Below are 25517 nucleotides of genomic sequence, written 5' to 3'. Positions count from 1 at the left end.
TTTTACTTCCTCTCTATAATTTTATTTGATTGTTTTACTTCGACAAACTTGGATTTAGATTTTAACCCTTACGGAAAACAAAACGGGCTATTCTCCTGAAGTATGTTCTATAACATTATAGTTTAATACAAAGTGTAGCTATATAGTCATTTCCATAACGTGATAATCTATGTCTTTTGTCACACGATTCATAAAAATCTATCATAGCGAGACCATTTTTAAGTTGTCCTCTGATCTGCGTTTCTAAGGTATGGCTAAATTCATATCCATATTCTGGATTTATGGTTATCTTACCTTCCTCTTCAGGCTCTTTTGAATTAAAAGGTATTGAAAACTTTAAAAGTAATTCCTCATCGGATTTGTCCCATACAATGTCAGCATCATACATGTATATCCAAGGATTCATAAATCCGACCATTAACAGTCCACCCTTTTTCAATACGCGAGAGGCTTCCTGATACATATTTTCTAAATCTTCCATATACACATTTGAAACCGGATTAAAAATAATATCAAAAGTCTCATCTGCAAACGGAAAGGGTTTTGTCATATCGGCTTGAACCGTGTTGATTTTTAAGCCTTCTCTTTCAGCAACCATACCATCTCTTTGCAATTGTGATGCAGAAAAATCCATTATGGTTACATCATACCCCTTTACAGCAAAAACCGGTCCCTGCTGTCCGCCGCCGCAAGCTAACCCTAATATCTTTTTCCCGTTGGCTTTTTCAAACCATTCTATCGGAACCTTTTTCCCGACAGTTAATGCAACAGAAATCGGATTATTTTTAGCTTCTTCTAATTCCTCATGTGTCAACGGCTCAGTATAGTCATTATTTACATGATTCCATCTATCTTCATTTAATTTGATATAATCCTTCATCTTCTAGCCTTCTCGTGATTTTATACTGTTTCGATTTTAGTCGGAGGTGTTGCCATGACACTTTTTTCGTCTTTACAAATTCTGACAATTTCTCTTCCATCATCTCCACCTGAGACTTCTCCTCATCATTGTTTTGGCATTTTTCGCGATACGAGCGTACCCAGTTGGAACCAGTGGATCCGGATATGCCGTACTCAACCGCAATGCCGGCAATCGTGCATCCATCCTGAATGTTCGCACGAACAACTTTTCGCCTAGTTTCGTCTGATATTCGAGTCATGTGCTTTTCTTCTCTGCTGACAATACAATCTATCAGGTAGAGGTGTTACAAATTCACTGTACCACTACAGTCAGAAAACACAATGCTTCTTCATAAGTGCATACAATACTTTTCTGTCATCATCAAGCACTATACTCTCTTTTTTCAAAGCATAGTGATGGGTAAATTCTGTATCTATGTATGCGTGATCGTTGATTACAACGGCATTTTTATACCGCGGCCGCACATGGATATGCAGATGTGGATTTGGTACCAATTCTTTGTAAAAGTTATTCAGCAGACAACTCCAATTGCATAATTCAGCACCTAATACCTCTTTATAGATCCATTCCAGTCGATTTATAATCGTTTTCAATTCCATCCACTCAGGAACATCCAATTCGGAAAGACTGCCGCAATGCCGATTCAACACCAGAATACATCTGCCGACATAATCCTGTCTATCTGCCAAATAGACTGACCAATGCAGTGATTGATATAGCAACCACTCAGTTTCCTTATACGCACACCATTCGCAGCCACGCATTACATCTCTCCATAGATTCCGATTTGTTGCTCAATTTTCGTATTCAAATTATACCATAAAACTTTTGAACAATTCTGCCGTAACTTTGGACTATATGAGAAAGGTCCGAACAGTCTCCTGCCCGGACTTTCTCTTATAAATCAATTCCGCTTTCACAACTTCCTTTGCCTGTACCTTGCAAGCGTTTATCTGCCATCCCCATTCCATTTGGTTTTCGGCTTTCAGTTACTCGGTCACGCCGTCTCGCTCTGCCAGTAACCTCACGATCAGCTCCATACGGTTTCGTTCCGCTTCGTCAATCTCGCGCAATACCTCAATAGCTTGTCAGATAGCACCTGTTCATTGAACAGTATCGGGAGATACATTTCCAGATATGCCTTGCAAAGTCTGCCATAGTGTCTGATGAGCTTGGTCGTGCGGATAGCGATGTTCGGGATAAGATAATCGCCGTTCTGTGTGTAAGTGATATTCATGCTGTTTGCACTCCTTTCATCGGCTCTCCCTGCGGTAAATTGCTGACGGGAACGAAAACGCCCTTTGCAATGTCTTCCGCACGAATAGTGGCTTTCTTGACTTCGATTTCTGCCTTTTCCAAAGACTTGCCGAATGATTTTTAACGGCTGCGTCGATTGCATCTGCTGCCAGCTGTTCCCCGGTGATGCCGTAGCTCTTGCGCATCGCATCGGTCACCAGAGCGCTGGAGGTTTCGCGTTCATTGCTACCTAAGTCAAAGCGATAGACTACCGCCATGTCCTCTACCGTCTCATGGGGAATCTCGGCAAGTTTCTCTTCATTCCCCTTAACCGGAATCATCTGCAGCATCAACGTTTCCTTCATCTGCTCATAGTTGCCGAGGACATTCCAGTCAATCTGCGGCATGTTCTTAGAAGCCTCCCGAACCGCACTCTCAATCATATCCATCACCTGGTGCTCGGAAACACCTGTATTGGTGCGCTCATAGTAAGAATACAGACTCATGCTTGCGCTCACCTTGCTGCCGGAAAGTGTAACCATAACTCCCTCATAGGACGCTCCCTGCAGCTTCTTCATCACCCGGAATGTAAATTCCGGATTCGGGAAGCATTCGCGCATTTCATCCACATTCTTGAATTCAATTCACTTTTCTGTTACCATCTACTCAACAGAGTTGCCCGAGGTAATGTGTGTCGGGGACCAGGCTGGACCTCTTGGTTCAGCCTCTTATTTTACCTGTGAATTGGGGAACGGACATGAATCTGAAGATACCGCTGACTTTCTCGGAACACCGCATCCTTTCCCGGAAATTAAGAAGCGTTCCGTTCCTGACGGGAGTCGAACCCGGAGCCTTTCGCCCGGGAAGCGATAGGGCTCTTTTCGTCGATGTTCACCCTTTCGTTAGATATCCACGAATTCTCATTAGACAACTTTTAGATTATCTAATCGCGGGGAAAAGGAACTCTTTCCGGCTATCGACTTTATTAGCAAAATCTCTATCGTTGACATTCAGTTGTTATTCATAAATATCCGCAATTCTTGCACTATTTGCGTTGAAATTCAGTAGAATATTCAAATTGAATTGCATATTATAAAAATAAACGAGAGAAAGATTTTTTTAATCTTCCTCCCGTTTTGTGCTGTTCCCGGCGGGAGTCGAACCCACGACCTTTCGCTTAGGAGCAAGTCCGGCGTTTGGTTCTTATTATCCATCCGTGTTCACAGGTGTTCATGAAACCCGCGTATTTCCAATGGTTTTTCGTGTTCCGAGTTGTCCTCTGTTCACAGATTTCTTTAGATGTTCACCGCTGTCTAATCGTTTCCATTAGACGGATTTTAGAAATCGCTAAAACCGGCGTCTTGTGCCCTTACCAACTGTCGCCATTTTTAGATATTTTAAGCCCACAGAGCCTCTCTTACAAGGTCCTGTGGGCTATGTATTCTTATGCGTTTCAACTTAGCTTTTTCAATAGATTCATCAGTAGCGTTGCAGTCGATTCATCACTCATAAGCTTCTCAAGCAGCTGTCTGTCACCAGCGGTTAGAGCGTCTCTTGTTTTTGTTTCGACCTCCGGTAAATGTTCTCCCGTATCCTCCCGAACAATATCCTTCCGGTAAAATGCCTTTTCAAAAAGCTTTGCATTCTGCTGCCGGTCATCATCCAGGATATGCGAGTACTGGTCCGTGACCATCTTAGCCTGCGCATGACCGGAATCGCCCTGAACTGCTTTAATATCACCTCCGTTCAGTTTCAGCTTATAGGTGATACTGGAATGCCGCAGGCTGTGGAATACCACCGGCGGAAGATCATGCTCCTTAATCAGCTTCTTGAAGGATTCTGTTATAGTGCTTGCTTCCGTGGGCATTCCGTAGTCTCCGGCAAAAACAAGATCATAGTCTGAATATTCGGATCCCAGGGCCTCCTTCAGTTCTTCCTGCTCCTCCTTCCTGATGACCAGCATTTTTGCAACCGTACGGGGGAGAAATACCTTCCGGATACTGGACAGCGTCTTCGGCTTCTTCAAAACGAGCTGCGTCCTGTTCTTTTCAGAAATAACCGGAAACGCAAAAATAACATCCTTTTCATCCAGTTGCTGCATAGCACTGCGGTTCACCCGCTGCAATTCCTTATTCACATAGACATAAGCGACTCCCTTTTTGATGCTCTCATCCGAAACATCGATGCAAGACCAGGTTAAGCCGAGCAGCTCACCAATTCGAAGAGAGCAGGCAAATGCCAGATTGATGGCAAGCCTGAGCTTTGAATCCCCGCAAAGCTCAACCGCTCTCATGAGAGTTTCGGCATTCCAGATCTCACGCTGCTTTTTCGTTGACTTCGGCACCGTGGCGTAATCCGCCGGATTCCGTATCATCAGATCCCAACGGACCGCCTGTTCAAAGCAGCTGTGAAGAAGCTTATGTATGCGCCTGACCGTTTCCGCCGATACCAGCGCAGAGGTCTTCTTATGCCTATTATCCGTGCATTTGGGAACCGCCCGCGTCTTCAGCATCGTCTGGTAGTACTTCTCCAGTGACCTTGCGGTAACATCTCCCAGCTTCATTTGTCCCAGGTGCGGGAGAATGTAGGCGTTAATCATATTGATATTAGAAGTGTAGGTCGAAAGCGCCCAATTGTTCTTGCCATACATGGATATGTATTCCTTCAAAAGGTCTGCCATGGTTTCGCACTGCGAGATTACGATGCTGCCAAGTTCTTGGCGATATTCTACCTCCGACTTTCTTCTCTGCGCATCCGCCTTCGTCTTGCAACTTTCCCATTTCTGTTTCTTTTCTCCGGCTTCGTTTCCGTAAGTGTATACCACATAATACCTGTTCTTCCTTTCAACAAGCGATGCCATCACCGTTCCTCCTTCTCACAAGCGTTGTCCTGAGAGGACAGCCACCATTCCAGGGCAGCACGCCTAATCCGAACCATCTTTCCGACACGAATGCCCTTGAGAATATCATCTTCAATCATCTTGTATATCTCACGGGGCGTTGCGCCGATTAGGAGGGCGGCCTCTCTGACCGTAAAACTCATCTTGTCAGCATCCAACAATACCGTGCGCTCGGAATCATCGACCTCTTCGAGTTCTTTATCAAGACCCGAAGTTTGCTCCGTGACCTTCTGATAACAATCCTGTCTCTGATACCAGCGTTCAAAGCTATCCAGTGTAACACGTTTTTTGTCCGCAACCGTGATAATCTCGAAAACACCCCGATTACGCTTTCTTCTGACCAGCGAGTAGGCTTCCTCGCGGCTGATGCCCAAAAGCCTTGCCATCTGCGGCAGCGTCATGGAAGTATTTTCCCGCTCCGCATCTCGCTGCCGATCCTCCGGCGTCCTGTACTTCGTCTGGGCCTTATACCACGCATCAAAGATATCCTTACGGACGCGCCTCCAGGAAGCAACCTCAAACGTTTCGAGCTTGTCCCGCTTGATGATTTCATAGACAGTCGAATCACTGATACCCAAAAGCGTCGCAATCTCCGGTATCGAATAAGAATCGGCCTTCAATTCGGCACCTGGCGGCGGACCGGCGACCTTCTTGTATTTAACCTGATTTGCATACCAGTGCTCAAAGCTATCAAGTACCACCCGCATCTTTCCGGCGACAAGAACCGTTTCAAAGAGCTGTCTATGTACCAGCCAATAGGAGTCCGTTTTCTTCAGACCAAGCATCTGCCGCATTTCCGAAACGGACATGGTGGTCTTATCTCTGTTATTCATCCCACAACCTCCTTATCGTGATTTAGCCAGGTCTTATGACCTGGCTAAATCGTAGCGGATACCCGTTTCCATTGTTAGGATGTCACCGATTGAACGGGCATCCTTGACACTTTACAGCTTACTGTCCAGCCACTCATCAAAACTCTTTTTCGAAATCCGATACGTGGATCCGATTTTGAACCAGCGGAACTCATGCCGTTCAAGTAGCTTGTACGCGGTTCCTCTTGCAATTCCGAGGATGATTTGTAAGTCCTCAACGGTATAACAGCGCTTTTCTGCACCGGCAACTGCTGCTGTTTCCTGGCGCTCAAAGGTTTCAATCGCTTCCATTATGCAACCCCCTCACTTTCTGTATTTTTCGTTTGGCTTCTCAGCATTTGCCTCATTACGGAAATTCCAGGCACTCACCAGGAATCGGATCCTCCGGATTCGTGTACCCGGTCGCCACACGGATTAATTCATTGACCTTGTCCATCTGCCACGGCATCAGCTTCCCGAGATATTTCACCACCCGGCACTTATCAACCGGCGTCGGCTGTTCGCCAAGTATCATAGACGGCTTCTCAAGGAACGGCACATTATAGAGGACGTAGTGCGTTTTCTGCCCGAGCTTCTTTAGCTGCGTTGTCAGCGGATAAACCAGAAGATTCGGGCTGTATCTGTTCCCCATCTCATTCTGGATGTTAATGCACGGGCGAAGGCCGCCCTGGATGTGATTTACCGGTTCCGGCAGATCAATCAGATAGACATCTCCCCGTCTGTAAGTCCAATTATCACGAAGCATGTGTAATCCCTCCTTGTCTTCGCAGATATTCCTATGCAAATGGCAGGCATCGCTGCCTGCCGTATCCTAAACAGATCTGTTGTGACCTGCTTATTACGTATGTTATCCCCACATTTGTCCTCGACACCCCTGGGAACTGGCAGACCCTCTGTCCTGCCGGGAATACATTCCGGCGTCCGGTTGCTGCCGGATCCATGGGACTCTAACCCCTCCGTGGTTCTCACCGAGCTGCGTACAGAAGTATCATTATGCTGTGACGGATCAATGCTGTACTCCGGAAGCAATCCGGAGCTTACAGACCGGTTCTCGCTCCTGTCTTTTACGGACAATCGTTGCGCTTCCCGCTGATGTGGCTCCCCGTCACAGGGTTGTGCCTGAAGAATGTAGATTCAGTTTTCAAGGATCTAAACAGGAACCGCTTGGCTCCTGACATATATAAGTTTAGCTGTACAGATGATGAAGCTTTAGGAACTGATAATACGGATTTACCATGCTGGTTATACGGATTCGCGAATTCAACGGTGATTACAACACTATGTGTATAAGAACGAAGTGTTCTTGACTCAACAGCTTGGCATATTTACAGATGTTGTAAAATGAAATATATTTTTTGTCGAAGCCTTTCGCAGAAGCGGTGCGGTGGAATATAGTAGAATATAGTATTAGAAGAGACGTCTGAGACAAGCGCAATGGGATGAAGACAATGCGAAGAAATGAACTATTAATTCAACATATCAACAGAAGATAAGGTGATCTGCTTACCTCTTTTCGCTCTGTTTTCCTTGACGGTCAAGGTTCATCTGACTAAAATAGAATAAATTTCTCATCCGAATCGATAATTCATTATTAACGCATACACATTGGGATTTGATTTTTAAAGGAGTCCGACAATCTTATGAGTACACCTACTAAGCCAATGAAGTCCGCCCAGGACCTTGTTGAACATATGAAACGCAAAGGAATTACGTTCAATATCGTTTCTCCGGAAGACGCCGTCCAGTACATGGAACAAAATAATAATTATTTCCGTGTGGCGTCCTACCGCAAGAACTATAATAAACGACTTAATTCAAAGCAAAATCCAATAGACGAGTATGTAAATCTAGATTTTGGATATCTTCAGGATCTTGCCATTATCGACATGGAACTGAGATACACATTTATTCAACTCGCACTTGATATTGAGCATTTTGCAAAAATGGATCTTCTAAGGGAAATTGAACGTCATAACGAAGACGGTTATAAAATCGTCTCAGATTTTCTTAATGCTCAGAAAACCGACAGAAAACAACACATTCAATCAGAATTACGGCAAAATCAGAACAGCTATTACACGAAAGACGTCTATAATAAATATAATCCTGATTTCCCTGCTTGGGTTTTTTTAGAACTTCTTCCTTTTGGTACAATCCTTGATTTTTATCTCTTTTGTGCTAAACACTTTAACTCTAAGCCGATGTGCGATCGCTTTTATATCATGATAAGATGTAAAAGTGTACGAAACGCCTGTGCCCACAACGACTGCTTCATCAATGATTTCCATACAGGTACTGCACCATATAAGCCCAAGTATCCTGTAATCCAAAAGTTAGCAGTAATCCCCTCGCTTTCATCTGATTCCCGTAAACGTCGTATGCAGAATGAACGGATGCAGGAGCTAATATATGTTCTCTATATCCATAACGAAATCGTGACCAGCAAAGGGGTCCACGACAAGGCCGCTCAAAAATTACATGCTTTTAAAGATCGGATGATGAGGCACGCTGACTATTACAATACGAATCAGTTGATTGCCGCGAATTTCAACTTTTTGAAACTGGTCATTGACAACTGGTTCTCCATCGTTTAAACTAATGGCACGTCGAAAAAGCAGCACTGCTTTTGTAAGGGCTCTATCCTAGGATCGAGCCCTATTTTTTTGTCCAAAAACCTGCAGGTACCACAATTGTGGTACCTGCAGGTTTTTCTTTGCCCCTAGGGCAACCAAACCAATTCCATGAGGTTTACATCAGGACTCAGGTTGGCATTCACCTTCTGGATTGTGGCTATATGTAAAGTTGTCTATAGCATTTTTTCTATCAACAGAAAAGGGAAAATTCTACTACTTCCGATGCTCTACAATTTACTGGCAAATTCCATCATATGAGAAGCCATTTCAATAAGATTCCTGCGAACAGAATCTTTATCAAGCTCATTCCCCAGAAGCAGATAGTCCGTACTAACATTAAAATAGAGCGCAATTTCAACAAGTAGTTCCAGCGATGGTTTCCCTTTTCCACGCTCTATATTGCCGAGATGTTCGAGACTGATGTTGAGTTCTTCGGCACTTTTCTCCTGTGTCTTACCTCGAGCTTTACGAAGTGCTTTCAAACGCTCTGCAAAATCAGCTTTCCCTAAATTGTACAAAATTATTTTCCTTTCCTCCTGACACGGGAGATTTGAAGGAGCCACTCCTTCCTGCAGACAGATTGGAACCTTCAGGGCCTTACGAAAGCCAAAAAGATAAGGATACCGATATCGCATTTCTCCGAAATCTGAACTATGCAATATGTATATCCTCAGCCCTTCATACATGCCAGGACGCGATATATTTAAGAAGTGGATTGAAATCATACATTTGTCTTGCTAAACGGTACAAAAAAGAAGCCACCGACAAGGAAGGGATCCTATGGATATAGGAATCCTATCCTTGCCGATGACCTCTCATGTTTGTCTGGCTTAACGCATCGACCGTTCAAGCATGTGACCTGAAATGGATTTACGCAGTCTGTTTCACCTCAACCATTCCCGTCTGTATGCCGATTCAATTGTGTTTGTTCTATCTCAGTTCAGTCCTGCCCCTCAGGCGCATACACATCGATACGATTGTGTCGGCGCCCCATTCGCTTCTGTACCATAACCGATTTGCAGCGTTTGCAGGTGATGCGTACTATGCCGTCGCGATCCTCCAAACCGTGATTTATTTCATGGCAGTTGGGACAACAAACGCTTCTCGGGCGTAATACGCCCCGGCTCTCATGTGCCAATTACCTCGCTCCCCTCTCATTCGCTCGTTTTTCATACTGCAGGAATTGCGACATGCTCAAACTCTCTTACCAACGAAAAAGGCTTCTGTATCTTCCACATTCTTCGGAGCTGCTACGTCGTTTCCCCACAGTATTCGCATTCCATCCATCCGTCTGTCTCTTCGAGAAGCAACTGATAATTCACCTTGCCGCAGACCGGACATCTCATATCGTATTGATTCATGCTTTCACCTCCGTTTCATCGGATTACAGTGCCTTGATGACGTGCCTGGCGACACCCTGAACGATCAGATCTTTCGTGCGTATCTCTTTACCGGGATAAACGGCTTCGTTCCGATAAAGGAGAATCGCTTCCTGATTCTCAGCATCAATGCCGCCAAACACCTTCAATGTGCTCTCATTGTCCCCTAAGAGGGCAACAACGATATCACCAACCTTGGCCTCGCAATCCATCCTGATAACGACTCTGTCACCATCATCGATGCCCGCATCAACCATAGAGTCACCACATGTCTCCAGGATATAAAACTCACCCTTCCCGAAAAGGGAAACAGGAAGGCTGATGTACTCCCGAATGCATTCCTCCTTTTCCTCCGCAGTTCCACACGGAATGGATCCGACAACAGGACAGGGGGCAGAACCGGTCGTGAACTTGTTAATCATCGGCGTATTGATGGCACGAGACTGACCATCGTACTCGATCATTCCGCGGTTATCCATTTCAACCAGGTAGCGATATGCAGTTGTTTTAGGGATATCCACGCCCTGAGCAATTTCATTCACCGAGGGAGTGACATGCTTTTCGCAGAAATACTGATCAACATAGGAAATGATGAGTTCCATCATCTCTGAGTTCATTTTCCTCATGGTCTCAATTCCTTTCAATCGATAACGGAACGAATCGTTCCATTAGTGGCATCATAAAACCCCTTGACGGTGAGGTCAAGGGGTCAGGTGTTTAACGGAACGCAGGTGCGCAGAATATTGGGCACCAAGTTTTGACTACAGCTCTTCGAGAGCCTTCCGGAGCATTTCCCGATACGCAGTCTGGACCGATTCCGGGCCCAGAATCCTAATCTTACCGTTAAAGCCAAAAATCCAGCGGTAGAAGGTAGAACTGGTACATAAAAAAACATTGGCTCTAAAGCTCTCTTCATCAATCGGTTCTGTCTCAACATCCGTGCCGAAGTGATCGATGATATGCTTCATCGTCGATACATGACAAAGGAGCTGAACCTCTTCCGGCTGATCCGTGTCAAACATACGGAAAACACACTTACTGTACTGAGCAGGCGAGTAGTCTTCCGGCGATGATACCGCAATCTGATTCAGAATCTTTGGCTGCTCCGCAATCCGGTCGATGCGGAAGGTCCGCACAGCCTGGCGCTCATCGCAAAATCCGCGCAGATAATAGTAATCGCCATTCCATTCCAGCGTATAGGGACTTACCGTGTATGGCGCACCGTCATTGGTCATGTAGCGCTTCTTGTTCACATCATAGTCCGTGTAAATGAGCCGGATTTTCCTGCGGGTATCAATCGCTTCATGGATGGCATCCACAATGTAATACCCTTGCTCGTTCTCCGACTTGGCGCGTCCGGATAGATAGACATGCCTGCGAAGCTTGGCAGCATTCGCTGCAGCGGTCAGTGTGAGAAGCTTTGAGATCAGTTCATCACTCTTACGCTGCGTGATGAACCTGGAGGAAGAAATTGCATCTACAAGAAGCCTAAGCTCAGCCAGGTCATAGGTGTGACCATCATAGTAATACTTGTTCTACGTAGACTCATAGTGCTCAATGTGAAGGCCGCAGTCGTGGAGAATGGCGAGGTCATTGCTGATCGTGTTCCGGGAAACCTTGATGGCATATTGCTCTTTCAGAATCTTCATCAACTCCGCGGTAGAGAGCGGATGTTCTGCATCGGTGTGCTGAAACAGGTATTGGTACAAAAATAGAATTCTATGTTTCGTTCCATACTCCATAAGTTACCTCGAACCTGTCTAAAACTCTGACATCTATGTTGTAGTTAGTTTATCTCTCAACTACAATTGTCAGCATGACCAGATCCTCAACTCCGGTATTGATGATGCTGTGTTCTGACCATCACAGATTGCTTTTCCGATTCCCGACAGGCTGTAATTGATATCATCGCCTGTTTCTTGAAGATGCATTCCGATGGATCCGCCCAGATAAATCCAGCATGCAATAATTCTGGTTCCCGAGTGATAATACATCGTCGCCGTCATCTCACCGGTTCCGTTATTCATCTTGCGTCATCGGACAAAAAGAGTTGGTAAAAAGTGCTTCAAACCCTTGATCCACAAGGCTTTTCTCTGCTTACATTTTTCTTGAAACAGTATGTTTGGAGAAAAAAGTTATGAAGCATGCTAGCTGTCCTTCTTGTGGTGGGCCTTGTATTAGATACGGGAAGAATACTTCCGGAACCCAATGGTGGCACTACAATGCCTGCTCGATGATTATTACACCCAAGTTTGATAATGCGGAAAAACAGCTACAAGCCACAGAAAAGGGTGGAAAGTTCAATCCCGATGTGGGGGATGCAATCGTATGGAGTGAGCTCCATAGGACAACTCCATACCCGGAACTCTGGAGCTAGAGCACCAACTCTTTTTGTCCGCTTAACCTTCATCCCCAGAGAAGTTCTCTCCAGCATTTCATTGAAGTTGGTCAGAATGATAAATCACCTCGTTGTTCTCAAATAAATCTGCTCCCAGATGACCGCGTTCGTACTACACAATCTGAGCCGATTAGTCCTTCAGCGGCATTTTCTGCTTCTTCTAGTTCATATCGTAGCATTCGACCGTTATTTCCTTGTATCTGGTCGTCTTTCGAACACCATCCTATGAAAGAAATCCTCCCTTCGTTTCATAATGTCCACTTTTCGAAACAATTACTGGATTGAACATAACTATATCCATAAGGCCAATATTGGCTGCCCTACCTACGCAGCACTCGTGATTAGGCCTCAGAATATCCTGTAGATTGCGTCCCACCTGTAGATCCTCTTTTGTCGTCGGTTCTGATTTCTGCCCAAGGAAAAAACGTCACTCCCGATTAGCTTGACCATTAGCTTTCTCCTTACAGTACAGCCATTGACCACCTCTCAACAACAGCCTTGGAATCAGTAGTCCGACTGCCGTTCACCGGCAGTCACTTGCCAAGCGTTGCCATCTTGGCATACCCTTTGATATCACGCTCGCTGGAACTCATGACTCCTCCTTCGTTCGTGCAAAGTGGAAGAATGATCTTTCTACTCCAGTCATACGGCTCCCGAAATGTCACGACGACCATCGGAATTGTTCCGTTGTAGCTCCAGTACGCAAGAATTACCTTGTCACATTCATCAATTCTGGTCAGCGTGTTTTGAACGTAGGAGGTCCATCGGTCTGCAGATATTTCTTGGCTCATTAACGCAGGCTCTGTAGTCACAAGAGTAATGCGTCCCTATCTCAATTTTGAATACATCCGCACCAGTCAGATTCCATATGATATCTGCAGCAATCTCCCTGTTTCTAACTTTCACATGGCACACAGCACTGCCCAAATATTTCTCATCTGACTCGAAAGGAAATCGATTAATGTCTTTCCCATAATCAATCTCCAAACGCTTTGTTTAGTCACTGTTGGTAGAAGAAACATCTTGTTTCTGCCATTCTCTAATTACTGGCACCCAATCTTGTTCCCTAGCTTCTTGTCCCGTCCAAACCTTCCAAAAGTCCGGAGTCTCAGACTTCGGTCTCACTGAACTTGGTAATTCATTTATATCGACGATTGTTGGAACTGTTATCGCAGATCCTAAAACAATCGCTTTCTTGGTTGGAAGCGCAGGAAGTTCGCCAAGAATATTTCCCAAATTATCTGGCACCATTTTGCGGACCATTTCCTGGTCTCTATCATTCACAATTCTATGCAAAACAAATGAATTACATTGAGATAATACCGTTGAGGATAATTCCGAAGGACGCTGCGATGAGATTAGCAATCCAAGTCCAAACTTTCTGCCTTCTCGGGCAACCCTTTCAAATACTTGCGTACAAAGCTTTCCAGAGCTATTATCCTCAACATCGCTATATTTATGTATGAAAGAATGTGCTTCTTCTATCACCAGAAGCGTGGGGATTTCTTTGCCATAATGCTTGCGATAACGCTGAAGAGCTTCAAAAACGAGTCTTGCTATCGTTGCAACCAATAAATGAACAATTTCTGACGGTAATAAAGAACAATCAATGATACAAACTTTTCCTCTAATGCCACTGTCTTCTTTTGATGTTCCCAGATATGTCTCAATCCAATCTAGTAAAGATATATCAGGAGTATTTCCAATAACCGGAGCCAAGATGGCATTCCTGAGCATGCTTTTTATCCTGACTGTCATAAAATCAATGTATTGAGCAGCTGCAGTGGACTTAGCAAGACCTTCAATACATGGCGCAAGATCGGAAATATGAAATTCAACCGGATCGTCTTCAGAGACAATGCTCGAATCTTCACATTGCTTCATATTAGCCAAACATTTTTTGACTTGCTCATAGAGTTGTTTCACACTGTCATCAGCAAAAAAGTCATAATATTCGATTTGTTCCCCATTTTTGATGAAACTCTTTTTGTTTTTCTTCAACAAGGCTTCGGAATCTGCTAGCATTTTTTTTATTTCATCTCCACATGGCAACTCTGAATCAATTTTTGCAAGTTGGTCTCTTACACTTTTCACCCTTTCTTCAAGTTCTCGTCCGAAATTTCCCTTTTCTTCTTTACTTAGATAGCTTTGCTTATTTATTGCAACACACAAGAAATTGTCTATGTATCTAACAATTTGAGTCAACTGCTCTTCCAGATTATTTGAGGCCCCTGTTGTCATTTGTGATCCTCTCAGGATTCTCAATGCTTCACGTAGCAATGGCTTCTGCGTTTTATCGCTAGCTTGAAAAACGCTTGACCACTCCGAACCATTCCACATCCATGCAGGAACTCTCAATTGATTTGTACTATCCTCGATTGATTTGACGGAGCATTTTAACACATCAATGTCCAATCCATTAAATGCAGAACCATATTCTCCGTTGGGATCCAAGACAATAACTCGAGCATTAGGTGATGATCCGCGTTTTGTTATGCAGGCTTCAATCGTCCATCGTATGAGCCCTGCAACAGTGCATGATTTCCCACTTCCAGTATTGCCCAGAACTGCAATATGCCGTCCAAACAACTCATTAATAGGTAGTCGAACAGGCTGATTCCCTGTTAATGGCGATTTTCCTATAACGATTGAATCTTCCTGCGTGTTTTTAATGATGGCTTCTAACTCTACTTCTGACGGTAGCAAAATTTGATCACCAACAGTTGGCAGGGAAAAGGCACCTCTTTCAAAAGCGACTCCATTCAAGCGATGTTCAATATGACCCAGGATACTCATTGAAACCATTCTGGAGCCTTTCGGCAAATCAACGTCATTACCTGTCGCCATATGATTGAAACCAATCCAGTTTACCATTCCAACAAGATTACCTGTCTCGTTAGGAATCATCAAAAAGCCATTAACTCTCGGGAATAGTGATAATCCACCGAGGGACAAAGCTACGTTCTGTGGAGCGGAATCTAAAAGGTATCCTTTTACTTCTGATGCAGATACAGAATCTACTACACCGACACATTTATCAGAGTTCTGCATCATTATTATTTTCGCCTCCTTTTCCAGATTCCACATATCCCCTTCTTGCCTCGACCAATTTACTCGCAGTTTCGGTTAGCGTATCAATTGCTGCCTTTGGCAAGTAATAATTCACTAAATTTTCGAGAGACGCAAATTCTTCACCAGCCAGCAAAGTGACTTGAGCCATATTAATTTGCTTTAAGAATGCTTCAAGTCGGGCGTCAACGCTATACGCAATAATAACAATATGTGTTGACGGAGTGTGAAGCATTTCTTTTATGATTTTGTTTATGTGTGTGTCACCAAAACCATAACCGTAAGTCACTAATGTCGAATTCGGTCTACAAATGGCAGAGCTAAAATCTCTGAACAACTCAGCATATGGATAAAATGCCGTTTCAACTGACTTCATTGAATTTGGATAGATCATCAGATGATCCTTATAGCTATCACCAGTCGGTAATTGAACCTTCTCTGCGCCAAATCTCAACGCATCACGATATACTACACCGCCTTCTTCATACCAATCTACAGAACCATGAATTTTGGTATAGCGAACAACTCCTTCCGCAAATCTAAATTCATTTTTTGCATCTAATGTGCGGTAGTAGTAATCGATCCCTGATGGGCTTTCTTCAAATTTAGGGATAATTTTTCCCCAGAAACGGTCCAAAATCTTTATTCCAGCCAAGTCGCATCCATATTCAATCATTCTGTCGTAATTAGTAGTGAATATATGTGTCCGTTCTCTGGTCGCATTTCGACTTGCAAATGTCAGCAAGAACGATTTCAACATGGCAATAGCCTTAAATGCAGCTTGATTATTATCGGATTTTACCGTTCTGAAAAGATTGCATTCCGACGAAAGAATGCTTTCTGAAAACTCAGAAAGAACATTATCTATGCACTCCCTAAGATCCTTTGAATTATCTTCTTCGCCGTCTATCTCATAACCTTGCAACAAAGAAATGGCAGTTCTTAACTGATCCTCAATATTGTACTTACCTCTACCAAGGCGAGTTGCTGCCTTTTCAGCATATGCGTTTATCTTTTCATCGAATTTTCCAAAATTTGCTGTGCCCATTGAGGAGGAGTTAACAGAGGCAATTTGGCAAACAGCTGCTGTAAATCCAGCCCCTATTAGCATAGCGAGATGATCCGTCTGTAACGCTGCACTTAACCATGGCTCTATTATTCTCTTGAGATTTTCTCTAGCCTGCATATCTTCAGCACCCGTGCTACATTTAAAGAACTCCTCAGCTGTGCCAACTTTGACAAAGTTCTTACCTCTGATTTCTTCGATTTTATGTTTCATTGCACACCACCTCCTTGTCGCTTTATAGGTAATATACGCAACCACAAATGTTCGTATGGCTGAGCATATTACTATCAGTCGTCAAAGCCGAAATCTGTTACCTTCAGGGTTCTGAAATTCTCAGACACAGTTCTTACCGTAGTAGACGGAGTACCGTTTTCTGCTTCAACTTCCAGCTTCAATTCAACATTTGCACCATCAACAACCATCAGATGCTGTATAAACTCAGAAACAAGGTTGTTAATATCACGGTTTACGTGAGTATTATCCAGCATTGCAGATATATAGAAATGTTTATTCTGTACTATTGGTATAGTAGTTCCACCACCAGCGACTGTACCTGTTCCACTGTCAAATCCGCCACCTGCAGTGCCGCCGTTATTTACTGCCCCCCTTCCATTATTGCCACCGGCAGTGGAACCCCACCATTATTTACGGCTTCGCGTTCCTTTTCTTCCTCTCGTTTCTGGCCTAACGCAATACCTGGTTTTACAAGATAATCCGACTGATTGAAACCAAATATAGTCTGATTGGATTTTGGATCAATATAATGACCTTTATCCTCGGAGTATGCAGCTGCGATGCCATAATACTCTTCAGAAGCAAGCCCCTGGCAAACTGCTTCTTCCAGAACCATGTTGCTGAAAAGGCGAGGCAGATCGCAGCATGTGCTGAGGTATTCCCACAGCTTCTTTACCTGAATATCGTTGCTATCACGCCAAAGAAGCTCATCAAGACACATCTGCAGAAGTGCCGGAGCCCACTTTGTAATAATCTGCTCACCCTGAAGCATCTTTCTGGATACTTTTGTAGCAATGCTATCATTGCCACCACCGATATCACCTATTTCCCACTGGAGGATCTTCATGTCTTCAAACTGATCTATAAACGGAACAAGAAGCCCGCAATAGGTTTCTTTCAGCTGAAGTTCAACAGTATCCTTGCTACACTTCAGATTATTCTGCGTTTCTCTAAATTTGATTGCCATTCAAATTTAGAGAAACCTTATCAGACATGATGGCTGTCCAGGCAATGAGCCTCTTATTTCTTCGGACGAGGCCATTCATCACACTCCTTCCGAAAGCATTTCTCGCCATATCCCCTGGAACTCTTTAATTATCTGCCGCGCTTGACTCTTCCATCCCTCGGCCTTTCAGCATCTGCCAAAACTGCCCAGTATGAGCCAATCTTTGTGGCTCCCGGTATCCTTCCTCCGACACAATACTCATTCACTCTGCGCACGGATAAGCCCCATTTTCAGCTATCTGTTTCACCGATAAGTACTCCATAGTTCACCTCAGAATCCCACAAAAACATATAATATGCCAAAATCTATTATGTTCGGAACTTGGCAGAAAATCAACCTGGTGTTACTGTTCTTGTGCTCAGAATCTTGCACATATCACAAATTTGCGAGCAGTGTCCCGATGGATGGTTTTCCATCGGCACGGACTCGCTGGGATATCCCAGGCCCTTAAAGATCGCACTTCGTGCGGCTGCGCGTTTCTGCGAAACGCTGATACTGCCCCGGCATCAGGAAGAAAAATCATAAATGGCAGCATCAACAGGAGGCAGCTGAGTGAATATGACAGGCATTTTTGTTGAGTATTCCGGGCCTCGTGACACCAGTGTCCGGGCCTTCGGAAACCAGCATTCCGGGAAATAGGAAACCGTGATTCCGATGCTTGGAAACCAACGATCCGGCAATGGAAACCACTCATACGCTGCCTTAGAATTATGGTATGCGCCATCACGGCGTAAATAATTCTAAGGAGGTCGCTCATATGACCAAGTACCGAGAGATTCTGCGCCTGGCAAGTCTGGGTCTCAGTCAACAGAGCATCGCTGACAGTAGCGGTGTATCCAAGAAAACGGTCAACCGTGTGCTTAAGCGCGCCAAAGAGCTCAACATCTTTTGGCCGTTGGAAGCCAACGAGACCGATGCCGTCCTTGCGGAGAAGTTGTTTCCATCCGCACAGAAGCAAGTGTCATCAACAAAACGGATGCCTGACTTCAACTACATCCAGAAGGAGTTGCTTCGCAACGGAGTCAACAAAAAACTCCTCTGGACGGAATACCTGGAGGAGTGCCGCCAGTCCGGCGACGATCCCCTAATGTATTCCCAGTTCTGCTATTACATCCAGCAGGACGAACAGAAATGCCGTGCTACGATGCATATCAACCGAAAGCCCGGTGAGCAGATCGAGGTCGATTGGGCCGGAGATCCTGCTCAGATCACCGATCCGGATACCGGTGAGATCATCCCGGCATTTCTCTTTGTAGGCGTTATGACGTACAGCCAGTACCCTTACGTTGAAGCCTTTATCGATGAGAAACAGCGTGCCTAGATCACAGCTCATGTACATATGTATGAGTACTTCGGCGGTGTTACCCGTATCCTGGTTCCGGATAATACCAAGACAGCTGTGATCCATAACAATGACTGGTATAATCAGGAACTCAATACCATCTACCATGAGATGGCGGAGCATTAAAATCTCCGCTGCAATAATGCCCCGCTTTTGACATAATCCTCCACTTTTATTATTGCAGAGAGGCCTTAATGGGGCAAGTTAAAACCCCCGGAAATCGGATCTCCGGGGGGTTCTCTGCACGATATTCTGTTCCCTGCGGTCAGCAGTCTTTCTCCAAATGCCAGATATCATTGTTGTACTGGTCGATCGTTCTGTCGGAGGAGAAGTAGCCCGCCTTGGCGATATTGACTGCCATCTTCTTCGCCCAGCCCATTCTGTCCTCATAAGCTGCCAGAGCCTTGTCCTTGGTCTTGCAGTAACTCTCGAAGTCAGGGAATGTCATGAACCAGTCTTTGCCCAGCAGCTCGTCATAGAGCTGCTTGAGAAGCTTCCTGTCGCCGGCTTCGAGCATCTCTTCACTGACCAGGAAGTCCACAGCCGCGGCAAGTCTCTTGTCCTTCTTATACCAGTTCTTTGCGACGTAATCCGCGTTCTTATAGTGCTCGATGACCTCCTCGGAGGACTGTCCGAAGGTGAAAATATTGTCTTCCCCGACAAGTTCCGCGATCTCGACGTTCGCTCCGTCCATGGTTCCCAGCGTCACAGCGCCGTTGAGCATGAACTTCATATTGCCGGTCCCGCTGGCTTCCTTGGAGGCCAGTGAGATCTGCTCGGAAATGTCCGATGCGGGGATCAGTTTCTCCGCCATGGACACGTTGTAGTTGCGAAGCATGACGACCTTGAGGTAAGGACTCACTTCAGGGTCGTTGTTCACGATGCTGCTGAAGGCGAGGATCGCATGGATTATATCCTTGGCGATCACATAGGCAGGAGCTGCCTTTGCGCCAAAAAATACCGTGACCGGTCTTCTCGGCCTGTAACCGTCCTTGATGTGCAGGTAACGGTCGATGGCCCACAGGAGGTTGAGCTGCTGTCTCTTGTACTCGTGCAGGCGCTTGATCTGCACGTCATAGACGGACTCGGGGTCAACCTTGTCGCCCTGATATTGTTCAATCCATGCGGAGAACTTGTGTTTTTTCGTGTTCTTCCTGTTCAGGATGCACTGCAGGAAAGTCTCATCCTCCGCGTAAGGAATAAGCTGCTCAAGCTGTCTGGCGTCCGTCTTCCAGCCCTCGCCGATCTTCTCGGTGATCAGCTCTGTCAGCTCAGGGTTGCACTCGATGACCCATCTGCGGAAAGTGATGCCGTTGGTCTTGTTGTTGAACTTCTCGGGATAGAGCTTGTAGAAATTGTTGAGCTCTGTCTCCTTGAGAATGTCAGTGTGAAGTCTCGCGACGCCGTTCACGGAGTGGCTGTAGTGAATGTCCATGTGGGCCATATGCACGTTGCCGTACTCGTCGATGATCTGAACGGAAGGTTCTTCATATTTTGCCTTAACAGCGTCATTCATCCTCTTGATGATCGGCATAAGGTGCGGTACGACAGCCTTGAAGAAGTGCTTGGGCCATGTCTCCAGTGCCTCAGCAAGGATCGTGTGGTTCGTGTAAGCACAGACATCAGTCACAATCTGATATGCTTCTTTCTCCTCAATGCCCTTTTCGGTCAGAAGGCGCACCAGTTCCGGAATGACCAGAGAAGGGTGCGTATCGTTGATCTGGATCGCCGCGTAGTCGGCAAGGTCATGCAGGTTGCTGCCGCGCTCCACGCACTCGTCGAGGATCAGCTGGGCGGCATTGCTGACCATGAAATACTCCTGATAGACGCGGAGAAGCTTTCCGTCCTCATCGCTGTCATCGGGATACAGGAAGAGGGTCAGGTTTTTCTCGATCTCTTTTTTGTCAAAACCGATACCCGAGCCGATCAGTCCCTCATTGACCGTGTCCAGGTCAAATAGACGAAGGCGTCCGCACTTGCTTCCGTAACCTGTGACATCGATCTCATACATGGTGGAAAGAAGCTCCAGATCGCCGCACTGCACCTTATAGTGCTTGTCGGTGCGCTTCATCCAGTTGGCCATGCCCCACTTGCGCCAGTAGTCAGGTCTCATGTGCTGCTTGCGGTCCTCGAAGGACTGTTTGAACAGACCGCAGTGGTAGGCCAGGCCTACGCCGTCAGCGGGAAGGCCCAGTGTCGCAAGGCTGTCGATGAAGCAGGCTGCAAGTCTGCCAAGGCCGCCGTTTCCGAGGGAGGGCTCGTATTCAAATTCCTCCAGCTCCGTAATGTCTTTCCCAGCCTCAGCCAGTTCCGCTTTCACATCATCGTAGATGCCGAGGTTGATCAGGTTGTTGGAAAGAAGTTTACCGATTAGGAATTCTGCCGAAATATAGTAAACTTTCTTCTTTCCGCTGTTGTATCCCCTGTTCCTGCAGGCGTCCTGCGTCAGGGCCAGCGCCGCGTTGTAAAGTTCCAGAATCGTGCACTCGCTAAGTGCTTTTCCAGTGTAATCTCTGAGTTTTAATGTATTCATTACTGCCTCCTGCGGAAGATCTCCGCTGCTTACAATGGTTCCATTTATTAGAATGCATTATAATGATTTATATGTGTGATAATCTTGCAGAATAACGGCAAATAATAGTACAATAATGATATTAATTAATTCAGCACAAAGAAGGGCACAAAGAAGGGTTCCGTTTTTATGAATCTCGAGGAATACTCACAATACAGAGAGACCCTGCTGCATGAGCAGCCGGGTTTCGCCTACAACACTTACCTGTGTACCATCCCCCAGGACTTTGCCCGGCTGGATCTACACTGGCACGACCAGATGGAGATCATCTATGTCAAAAAAGGGCGCGGCACAGTGACCGCCTCTTCCCGCAAATATCCCGTCATGGCCGGTTCCATCATGCCCATCCTCCCCGGTGAACTCCACGCCATCGACGGCGACCCCGGCGTGCGGATGGAGTACGAGAATATCATATTCCCCCTCTCCCTTTTGGACAATCAGGTTGAAAACGACTGGGCAAGGCGCAATATTCTGACCCCTCTGCAGATGGGGACCCTGCGCTTCCCCCGCCCGATCTACGCGGACACCGCGATGCACGCCGAGGTATCCGCTGCCCTTGACGCGGCTGACGATGCCTGCAGCAAGAGGCCTGACGGCTATTCTCTTTTGGTGCGCAGCAGCCTGTTTCGTTTTATCTTTGCGCTCTACACCCATCGGATCCGCGAGGAAAGCTTACCGCCGTCCCCCTACGAGGACGCCATCAAGCAGGTCCTGCTCTACGTCCAGAATCACTTTTCGGAGCCGATCACGGTAAGCGACGCCGCAAGTCTTATTGACTACAGCGACGCTCACTTCATGCGGGTCTTCCGCCGCGAGACGGGATTCACTTTCGGCGAATACCTGTCGGATTACCGGCTCAGATACGCGTCCTATCTGCTCAGGGAGCGCCCGGACTCTGTCGGTGCCATCGCCTCCCTGTGCGGGTTCGACAACTTCTCTTATTTTATCCGGCGCTTCCGCCGCAAATACGGAATGTCCCCGAGGGAATACCGCTCCCACGGGCGCCAGAATACAAAAAGCCCGTAAATTAAGGCTTTATACAACATTTCTCCGTTTTAAGAAGATCGTAAAACGAGTATACTATTAAATACAGGCTGCACTATTCTGCACATTTTTCATTTCCTGCGGCGCGCCTGTATCAAAAGGCTGTCGGGATGGTATGTGCCAGGAGTTCCCAAAGGAAAAGTGGGTGGACGCCCGCCGGGAAGATGTACTGGATGCGCCATACTTCCACGTAGTCTTCACTGTCCCGGAGGAACTGAACCCGGTAATCTATAGCAACCAGAAGCTTCTGTATGATGCCCTTTATCACGCTTCATCTGACACACTGCGGGAACTGGCCTCAGACAGCAAGTATCTTGGTGCGGATATCGGGTACATCTGTATTCTCCATACCTGGGGGAGTGAGATGAACTTCCATCCCCACATCCATGCCGTTGTGCTTGACGGCGGTCTTGACTCCAAAAACCATTGGAAAGACAACGGAGAAGAGTTCTTTCTTCCTATCAGGGTCATTTCGCGCCTTTTCCGTGGCAAGTATCTTGCGGAGCTGAAACACCTTTGGGAAGATGGAAAACAGCTTGAAATTACACTAAAAAGAGAAGGGAAATGAACAGAAAGGAGCAGGAAATGAGTAGGATGTTGATACTGTCCCCTCTGGATGGCAGGGTGATACCGCTGGAGGAAGTGCCGGATGAGGTTTTCGCGGAAAAGGTGCTGGGAGACGGCGCAGCCGTGATTCCTGAGAATGGAAACATTTACAGCCCGATAGACGGCGAGATCGTCTCTATTCCGGAGAGCCTTCATGCATACGGAATCCGGTCTGACGCCGGGATCGAAATGATCGTCCACTTTGGCCTTGAGACCGTGAACCTTCGGGGAGAAGGGTTCTCCCCGAAGGTGAAGGTGGGGGACAGAGTGAAAGCGGGTCAGCTTCTCTGTACAGCGGATATGGACTTCCTGAAGTCAAAGGGCATCAACACGGTGACGCCGGTGCTGGTGACAGACGGAGCAGAGGAGGGAAGCTTCTCTGTAAAGACAGGAGAGATCCGCCATGGGGAAGAGATCATGACTGCGGAGATCAGCGTGGATGCGGCAGCCGCCGCGGATGGAGATGCGCAGAAAGCGGACCCCTCGGACGCACAGCCGGCAGGCAAGGCAGCTGCGGCAGCACCCTCCGCCAAAAAGAAGTTCCCCATCGACTTTGACTTCCTGCAGAAGCTCGGCAAGTCCCTCATGACCGTGATCGCGGTCATGCCCGCCGCGGGTCTGATGATCAGTCTCGGCAACATGCTGACGATGTGCTTCCCGGAAGGCTTCGGCCTCATGGCGGGCAATACCATGGCCCAGATCGGCTGGGCGATCATCGGAAACCTGCACATCCTGTTTGCTGCCGCCATCGGCGGTTCCTGGGCGAAGGAGAAAGCAGGAGGCGCCTTTGCCGCAGTCATTGCTTTCTGTCTCATCAATGTCGTCACCGGCGCCATGCTGGGTGTGAGCTCGGCCATGCTGGAAGATCCGACGGCAGTCACCCACACGCTGCTCGGAAAAGAGATCCTGGTGAAGGATTACTTTGTCGGCATCCTGGGAAGGCCCGCGCTGAACATGGGCGTGTTCGTAGGTATTATCGCCGGTTTCGTGGGCGCCAACGCATACAATAAGTATTATAACTTCCGGAATCTTCCGGACGCGCTGTCTTTCTTTAACGGCAAGAGATTTGTTCCCCTGGTGGTGATCTTCTACTCTACGGTGACGGCGATCATCTTAAGCGTAGTGTGGCCGGTGGTCCAGGGCGGCATCAATGATTTCGGTGTGTGGATCGCGAACTCCAGCTCCACCTCCCCCATTCTTGCCCCGTTTATCTACGGCACTCTGGAGCGTCTGCTGCTCCCCTTCGGCCTGCACCACATGCTGACCATTCCCATGAACTATACCTCTTTCGGAGGCACCTACACGATCCTTACGGGAAGCAGCGCCGGGACCCAGGTGTTCGGACAGGATCCGCTTTGGCTCGCCTGGACCACGGATCTCATCAACTTTAAGAACGCGGGCGATACCGCTGCCTATACGAACCTCCTCACCACGGTGACGCCTGCCCGCTTCAAGGTTGGCCAGATGATCGGCGCCACAGGCCTTCTTCTCGGCATCGCCCTGGCGATCTACCGCCGGGTGGAGCCGGAGCACAGGGCAAAGTACAAGTCCATGATGATCTCCACTGCGGCCGCGGTCTTCCTGACCGGTGTCACGGAACCTCTGGAGTTCATGTTTATGTTCTGCGCACTGCCGCTCTACGGGGTGTACGCAGTTCTCCAGGGCTGCGCGTTCGCCATGGCCGGCATTATCCACCTCAGGCTTCATTCCTTCGGGAACCTGGAGTTCCTGACCCGCGTTCCCATGGCGCTGAAGGCAGGGCTTGCCGGGGACCTGGTAAACTTTGTGATCTGCGTGGTCGTCTTCTTTGCGATCGGTTACTTTGTGGCGTATTTCATGATCGGAAAGTTCGGCTACGCTACGCCGGGCCGTCTGGGAAACTACATGGATGACGAAGGCAAGGAAGAGGCAGGCCCCGCTGCCGGCGCGGCAGGAAACGCAGCGGGCGGGAACAGCCAGCCCGAGCGTATCATCGCCCTCCTTGGCGGACGGGAGAACATTGAATTTGTGGACGCCTGCATGACCAGGCTCCGCGTGACAGTGAAGGATCTCTCCAAGGTGGCTGAACTTCCGGCGTGGAAGGCAGAGGGCGCCATGGGCCTTGTGAAGAAAGACAACGGCATCCAGGCAATTTACGGACCCAAGGCGGACGTGCTGAAATCGGATATCAACGATATCCTGTAACAATTCAGCACCCCGGAAAAAATGAGTGAAATATGAACGGGGAGCCTGCTCACCG

Annotated in this window: 20 protein-coding genes and 2 pseudogenes; 6 read left to right on the top strand and 16 right to left on the bottom strand. The window is 47.0% G+C overall.

What is annotated here, in order from left to right; genetic code table 11:
* Window positions 1-115 precede the first annotated feature (115 nt).
* From HMPREF9623_RS10295 to HMPREF9623_RS10255, 9 genes and pseudogenes are all read right to left on the bottom strand, one after another.
* Window positions 116-880: a class I SAM-dependent methyltransferase gene (locus tag HMPREF9623_RS10295; RefSeq protein ID WP_009533800.1), complete on the bottom strand. Its 765-nt coding sequence runs from the start codon at window positions 878-880 to the stop codon at window positions 116-118.
* Entirely contained in the window at window positions 855-1160 is a 306-nt protein-coding gene (locus HMPREF9623_RS12285) for a transposase (RefSeq protein ID WP_083826816.1), read from the bottom strand. The genes HMPREF9623_RS10295 and HMPREF9623_RS12285 overlap by 26 nt, the downstream gene beginning before the upstream one ends.
* Before the next feature lie 70 nt (window positions 1161-1230).
* On the bottom strand, window positions 1231-1686 hold the full coding sequence (locus tag HMPREF9623_RS11370) for an HIT family protein (protein ID WP_009533799.1): 456 nt from the start codon (window positions 1684-1686) through the stop codon (window positions 1231-1233).
* A 266-nt stretch (window positions 1687-1952) separates the two neighbouring features.
* Window positions 1953-2159: a TnpV protein gene (locus HMPREF9623_RS12315; protein ID WP_009533798.1), complete on the bottom strand. Its 207-nt coding sequence runs from the start codon at window positions 2157-2159 to the stop codon at window positions 1953-1955.
* Between the two features lie 145 nt (window positions 2160-2304).
* Window positions 2305-2778, bottom strand: a pseudogene (locus HMPREF9623_RS11705) (DUF5688 family protein); the annotation flags it as partial.
* A gap of 833 nt (window positions 2779-3611) precedes the next feature.
* Window positions 3612-5018: a site-specific integrase gene (locus HMPREF9623_RS12130; protein WP_009533796.1), complete on the bottom strand. Its 1407-nt coding sequence runs from the start codon at window positions 5016-5018 to the stop codon at window positions 3612-3614.
* The gene (locus HMPREF9623_RS10265; RefSeq protein ID WP_009533795.1) at window positions 5018-5890 is read right to left on the bottom strand and encodes a helix-turn-helix domain-containing protein; all 873 of its coding nucleotides are present in this window, start codon (window positions 5888-5890) and stop codon (window positions 5018-5020) included. The genes HMPREF9623_RS12130 and HMPREF9623_RS10265 overlap by 1 nt, the downstream gene beginning before the upstream one ends.
* 111 nt (window positions 5891-6001) lie before the next feature.
* Window positions 6002-6220, bottom strand: a complete 219-nt coding sequence (locus HMPREF9623_RS10260; protein WP_009533794.1) for a helix-turn-helix domain-containing protein — start codon at window positions 6218-6220, stop codon at window positions 6002-6004.
* A gap of 55 nt (window positions 6221-6275) precedes the next feature.
* Complete coding sequence (locus HMPREF9623_RS10255) at window positions 6276-6674, bottom strand: type II toxin-antitoxin system PemK/MazF family toxin (protein ID WP_009533793.1); 399 nt, start codon at window positions 6672-6674, stop codon at window positions 6276-6278.
* 895 nt (window positions 6675-7569) lie between these two features.
* Here HMPREF9623_RS10255 and HMPREF9623_RS10250 point away from each other — a divergent pair.
* Window positions 7570-8523, top strand: a complete 954-nt coding sequence (locus tag HMPREF9623_RS10250) for an Abi family protein (protein ID WP_009533792.1) — start codon at window positions 7570-7572, stop codon at window positions 8521-8523.
* Window positions 8524-8789: 266 nt separating this feature from the next.
* On the opposite strand, the gene HMPREF9623_RS10245 is transcribed toward HMPREF9623_RS10250, so the two are convergent.
* The 6 genes from HMPREF9623_RS10245 to HMPREF9623_RS10215 form a co-directional block, all read right to left on the bottom strand.
* Window positions 8790-9080 (bottom strand): helix-turn-helix domain-containing protein, encoded by a 291-nt coding sequence (locus tag HMPREF9623_RS10245; protein WP_050806370.1) that lies wholly within the window; start codon window positions 9078-9080, stop codon window positions 8790-8792.
* Window positions 9081-9946: 866 nt separating this feature from the next.
* The gene (locus HMPREF9623_RS10240) at window positions 9947-10546 is read right to left on the bottom strand and encodes a LexA family protein (protein ID WP_242822177.1); all 600 of its coding nucleotides are present in this window, start codon (window positions 10544-10546) and stop codon (window positions 9947-9949) included.
* Window positions 10547-10702: 156 nt separating this feature from the next.
* On the bottom strand, window positions 10703-11260 hold the full coding sequence (locus HMPREF9623_RS11025; RefSeq protein WP_009533789.1) for a WYL domain-containing protein: 558 nt from the start codon (window positions 11258-11260) through the stop codon (window positions 10703-10705).
* Between the two features lie 2075 nt (window positions 11261-13335).
* The gene (locus tag HMPREF9623_RS10225) at window positions 13336-15426 is read right to left on the bottom strand and encodes an ATP-binding protein (protein WP_083826814.1); all 2091 of its coding nucleotides are present in this window, start codon (window positions 15424-15426) and stop codon (window positions 13336-13338) included.
* Window positions 15377-16687 (bottom strand): SIR2 family protein, encoded by a 1311-nt coding sequence (locus HMPREF9623_RS10220; RefSeq protein WP_009533785.1) that lies wholly within the window; start codon window positions 16685-16687, stop codon window positions 15377-15379. Before HMPREF9623_RS10220 ends, HMPREF9623_RS10225 begins: the two co-directional genes overlap by 50 nt.
* Before the next feature lie 382 nt (window positions 16688-17069).
* Window positions 17070-17675 carry a hypothetical protein gene (locus HMPREF9623_RS10215; RefSeq protein ID WP_040800459.1) on the bottom strand — a complete coding sequence of 202 codons (606 nt, stop codon included), beginning with the start codon at window positions 17673-17675 and terminating at the stop codon, window positions 17070-17072.
* A 796-nt stretch (window positions 17676-18471) separates the two neighbouring features.
* Between HMPREF9623_RS10215 and HMPREF9623_RS10210 the strand changes: the two genes are divergently transcribed.
* Together HMPREF9623_RS10210 and HMPREF9623_RS12310 are read left to right on the top strand one after the other, a co-directional pair.
* Window positions 18472-19035 (top strand): transposase, encoded by a 564-nt coding sequence (locus HMPREF9623_RS10210; RefSeq protein WP_009533783.1) that lies wholly within the window; start codon window positions 18472-18474, stop codon window positions 19033-19035.
* Between the two features lie 18 nt (window positions 19036-19053).
* Complete coding sequence (locus tag HMPREF9623_RS12310; RefSeq protein ID WP_330362083.1) at window positions 19054-19182, top strand: hypothetical protein; 129 nt, start codon at window positions 19054-19056, stop codon at window positions 19180-19182.
* Window positions 19183-19321: 139 nt separating this feature from the next.
* Here the strand turns inward: HMPREF9623_RS12310 and HMPREF9623_RS10205 are convergent, their stop codons facing one another.
* Window positions 19322-21589: a glycogen/starch/alpha-glucan phosphorylase gene (locus HMPREF9623_RS10205; RefSeq protein WP_009533782.1), complete on the bottom strand. Its 2268-nt coding sequence runs from the start codon at window positions 21587-21589 to the stop codon at window positions 19322-19324.
* Window positions 21590-21757: 168 nt separating this feature from the next.
* On the opposite strand from HMPREF9623_RS10205, the gene HMPREF9623_RS10200 reads away from it, so the two are divergent.
* The 3 genes and pseudogenes from HMPREF9623_RS10200 to HMPREF9623_RS10190 all read left to right on the top strand — a co-directional run bounded on the left by HMPREF9623_RS10200 (window position 21758) and on the right by HMPREF9623_RS10190 (window position 25462).
* Window positions 21758-22654, top strand: a complete 897-nt coding sequence (locus HMPREF9623_RS10200) for an AraC family transcriptional regulator (protein ID WP_009533781.1) — start codon at window positions 21758-21760, stop codon at window positions 22652-22654.
* Between the two features lie 133 nt (window positions 22655-22787).
* Window positions 22788-23204, top strand: a pseudogene (locus HMPREF9623_RS10195) (IS91 family transposase); the annotation flags it as partial.
* Window positions 23205-23236: 32 nt separating this feature from the next.
* Window positions 23237-25462: a PTS transporter subunit IIBC gene (locus HMPREF9623_RS10190; RefSeq protein WP_242822176.1), complete on the top strand. Its 2226-nt coding sequence runs from the start codon at window positions 23237-23239 to the stop codon at window positions 25460-25462.
* Window positions 25463-25517 lie beyond the last annotated feature (55 nt).

Source organism: Stomatobaculum longum (assembly GCA_000242235.1).
In the GTDB taxonomy this organism is placed as follows: domain Bacteria; phylum Bacillota; class Clostridia; order Lachnospirales; family Lachnospiraceae; genus Moryella; species Moryella longum.
Note: the sequence above shows the minus strand (reverse complement) of the source record. Positions and strands in the feature narration are given on the sequence as shown.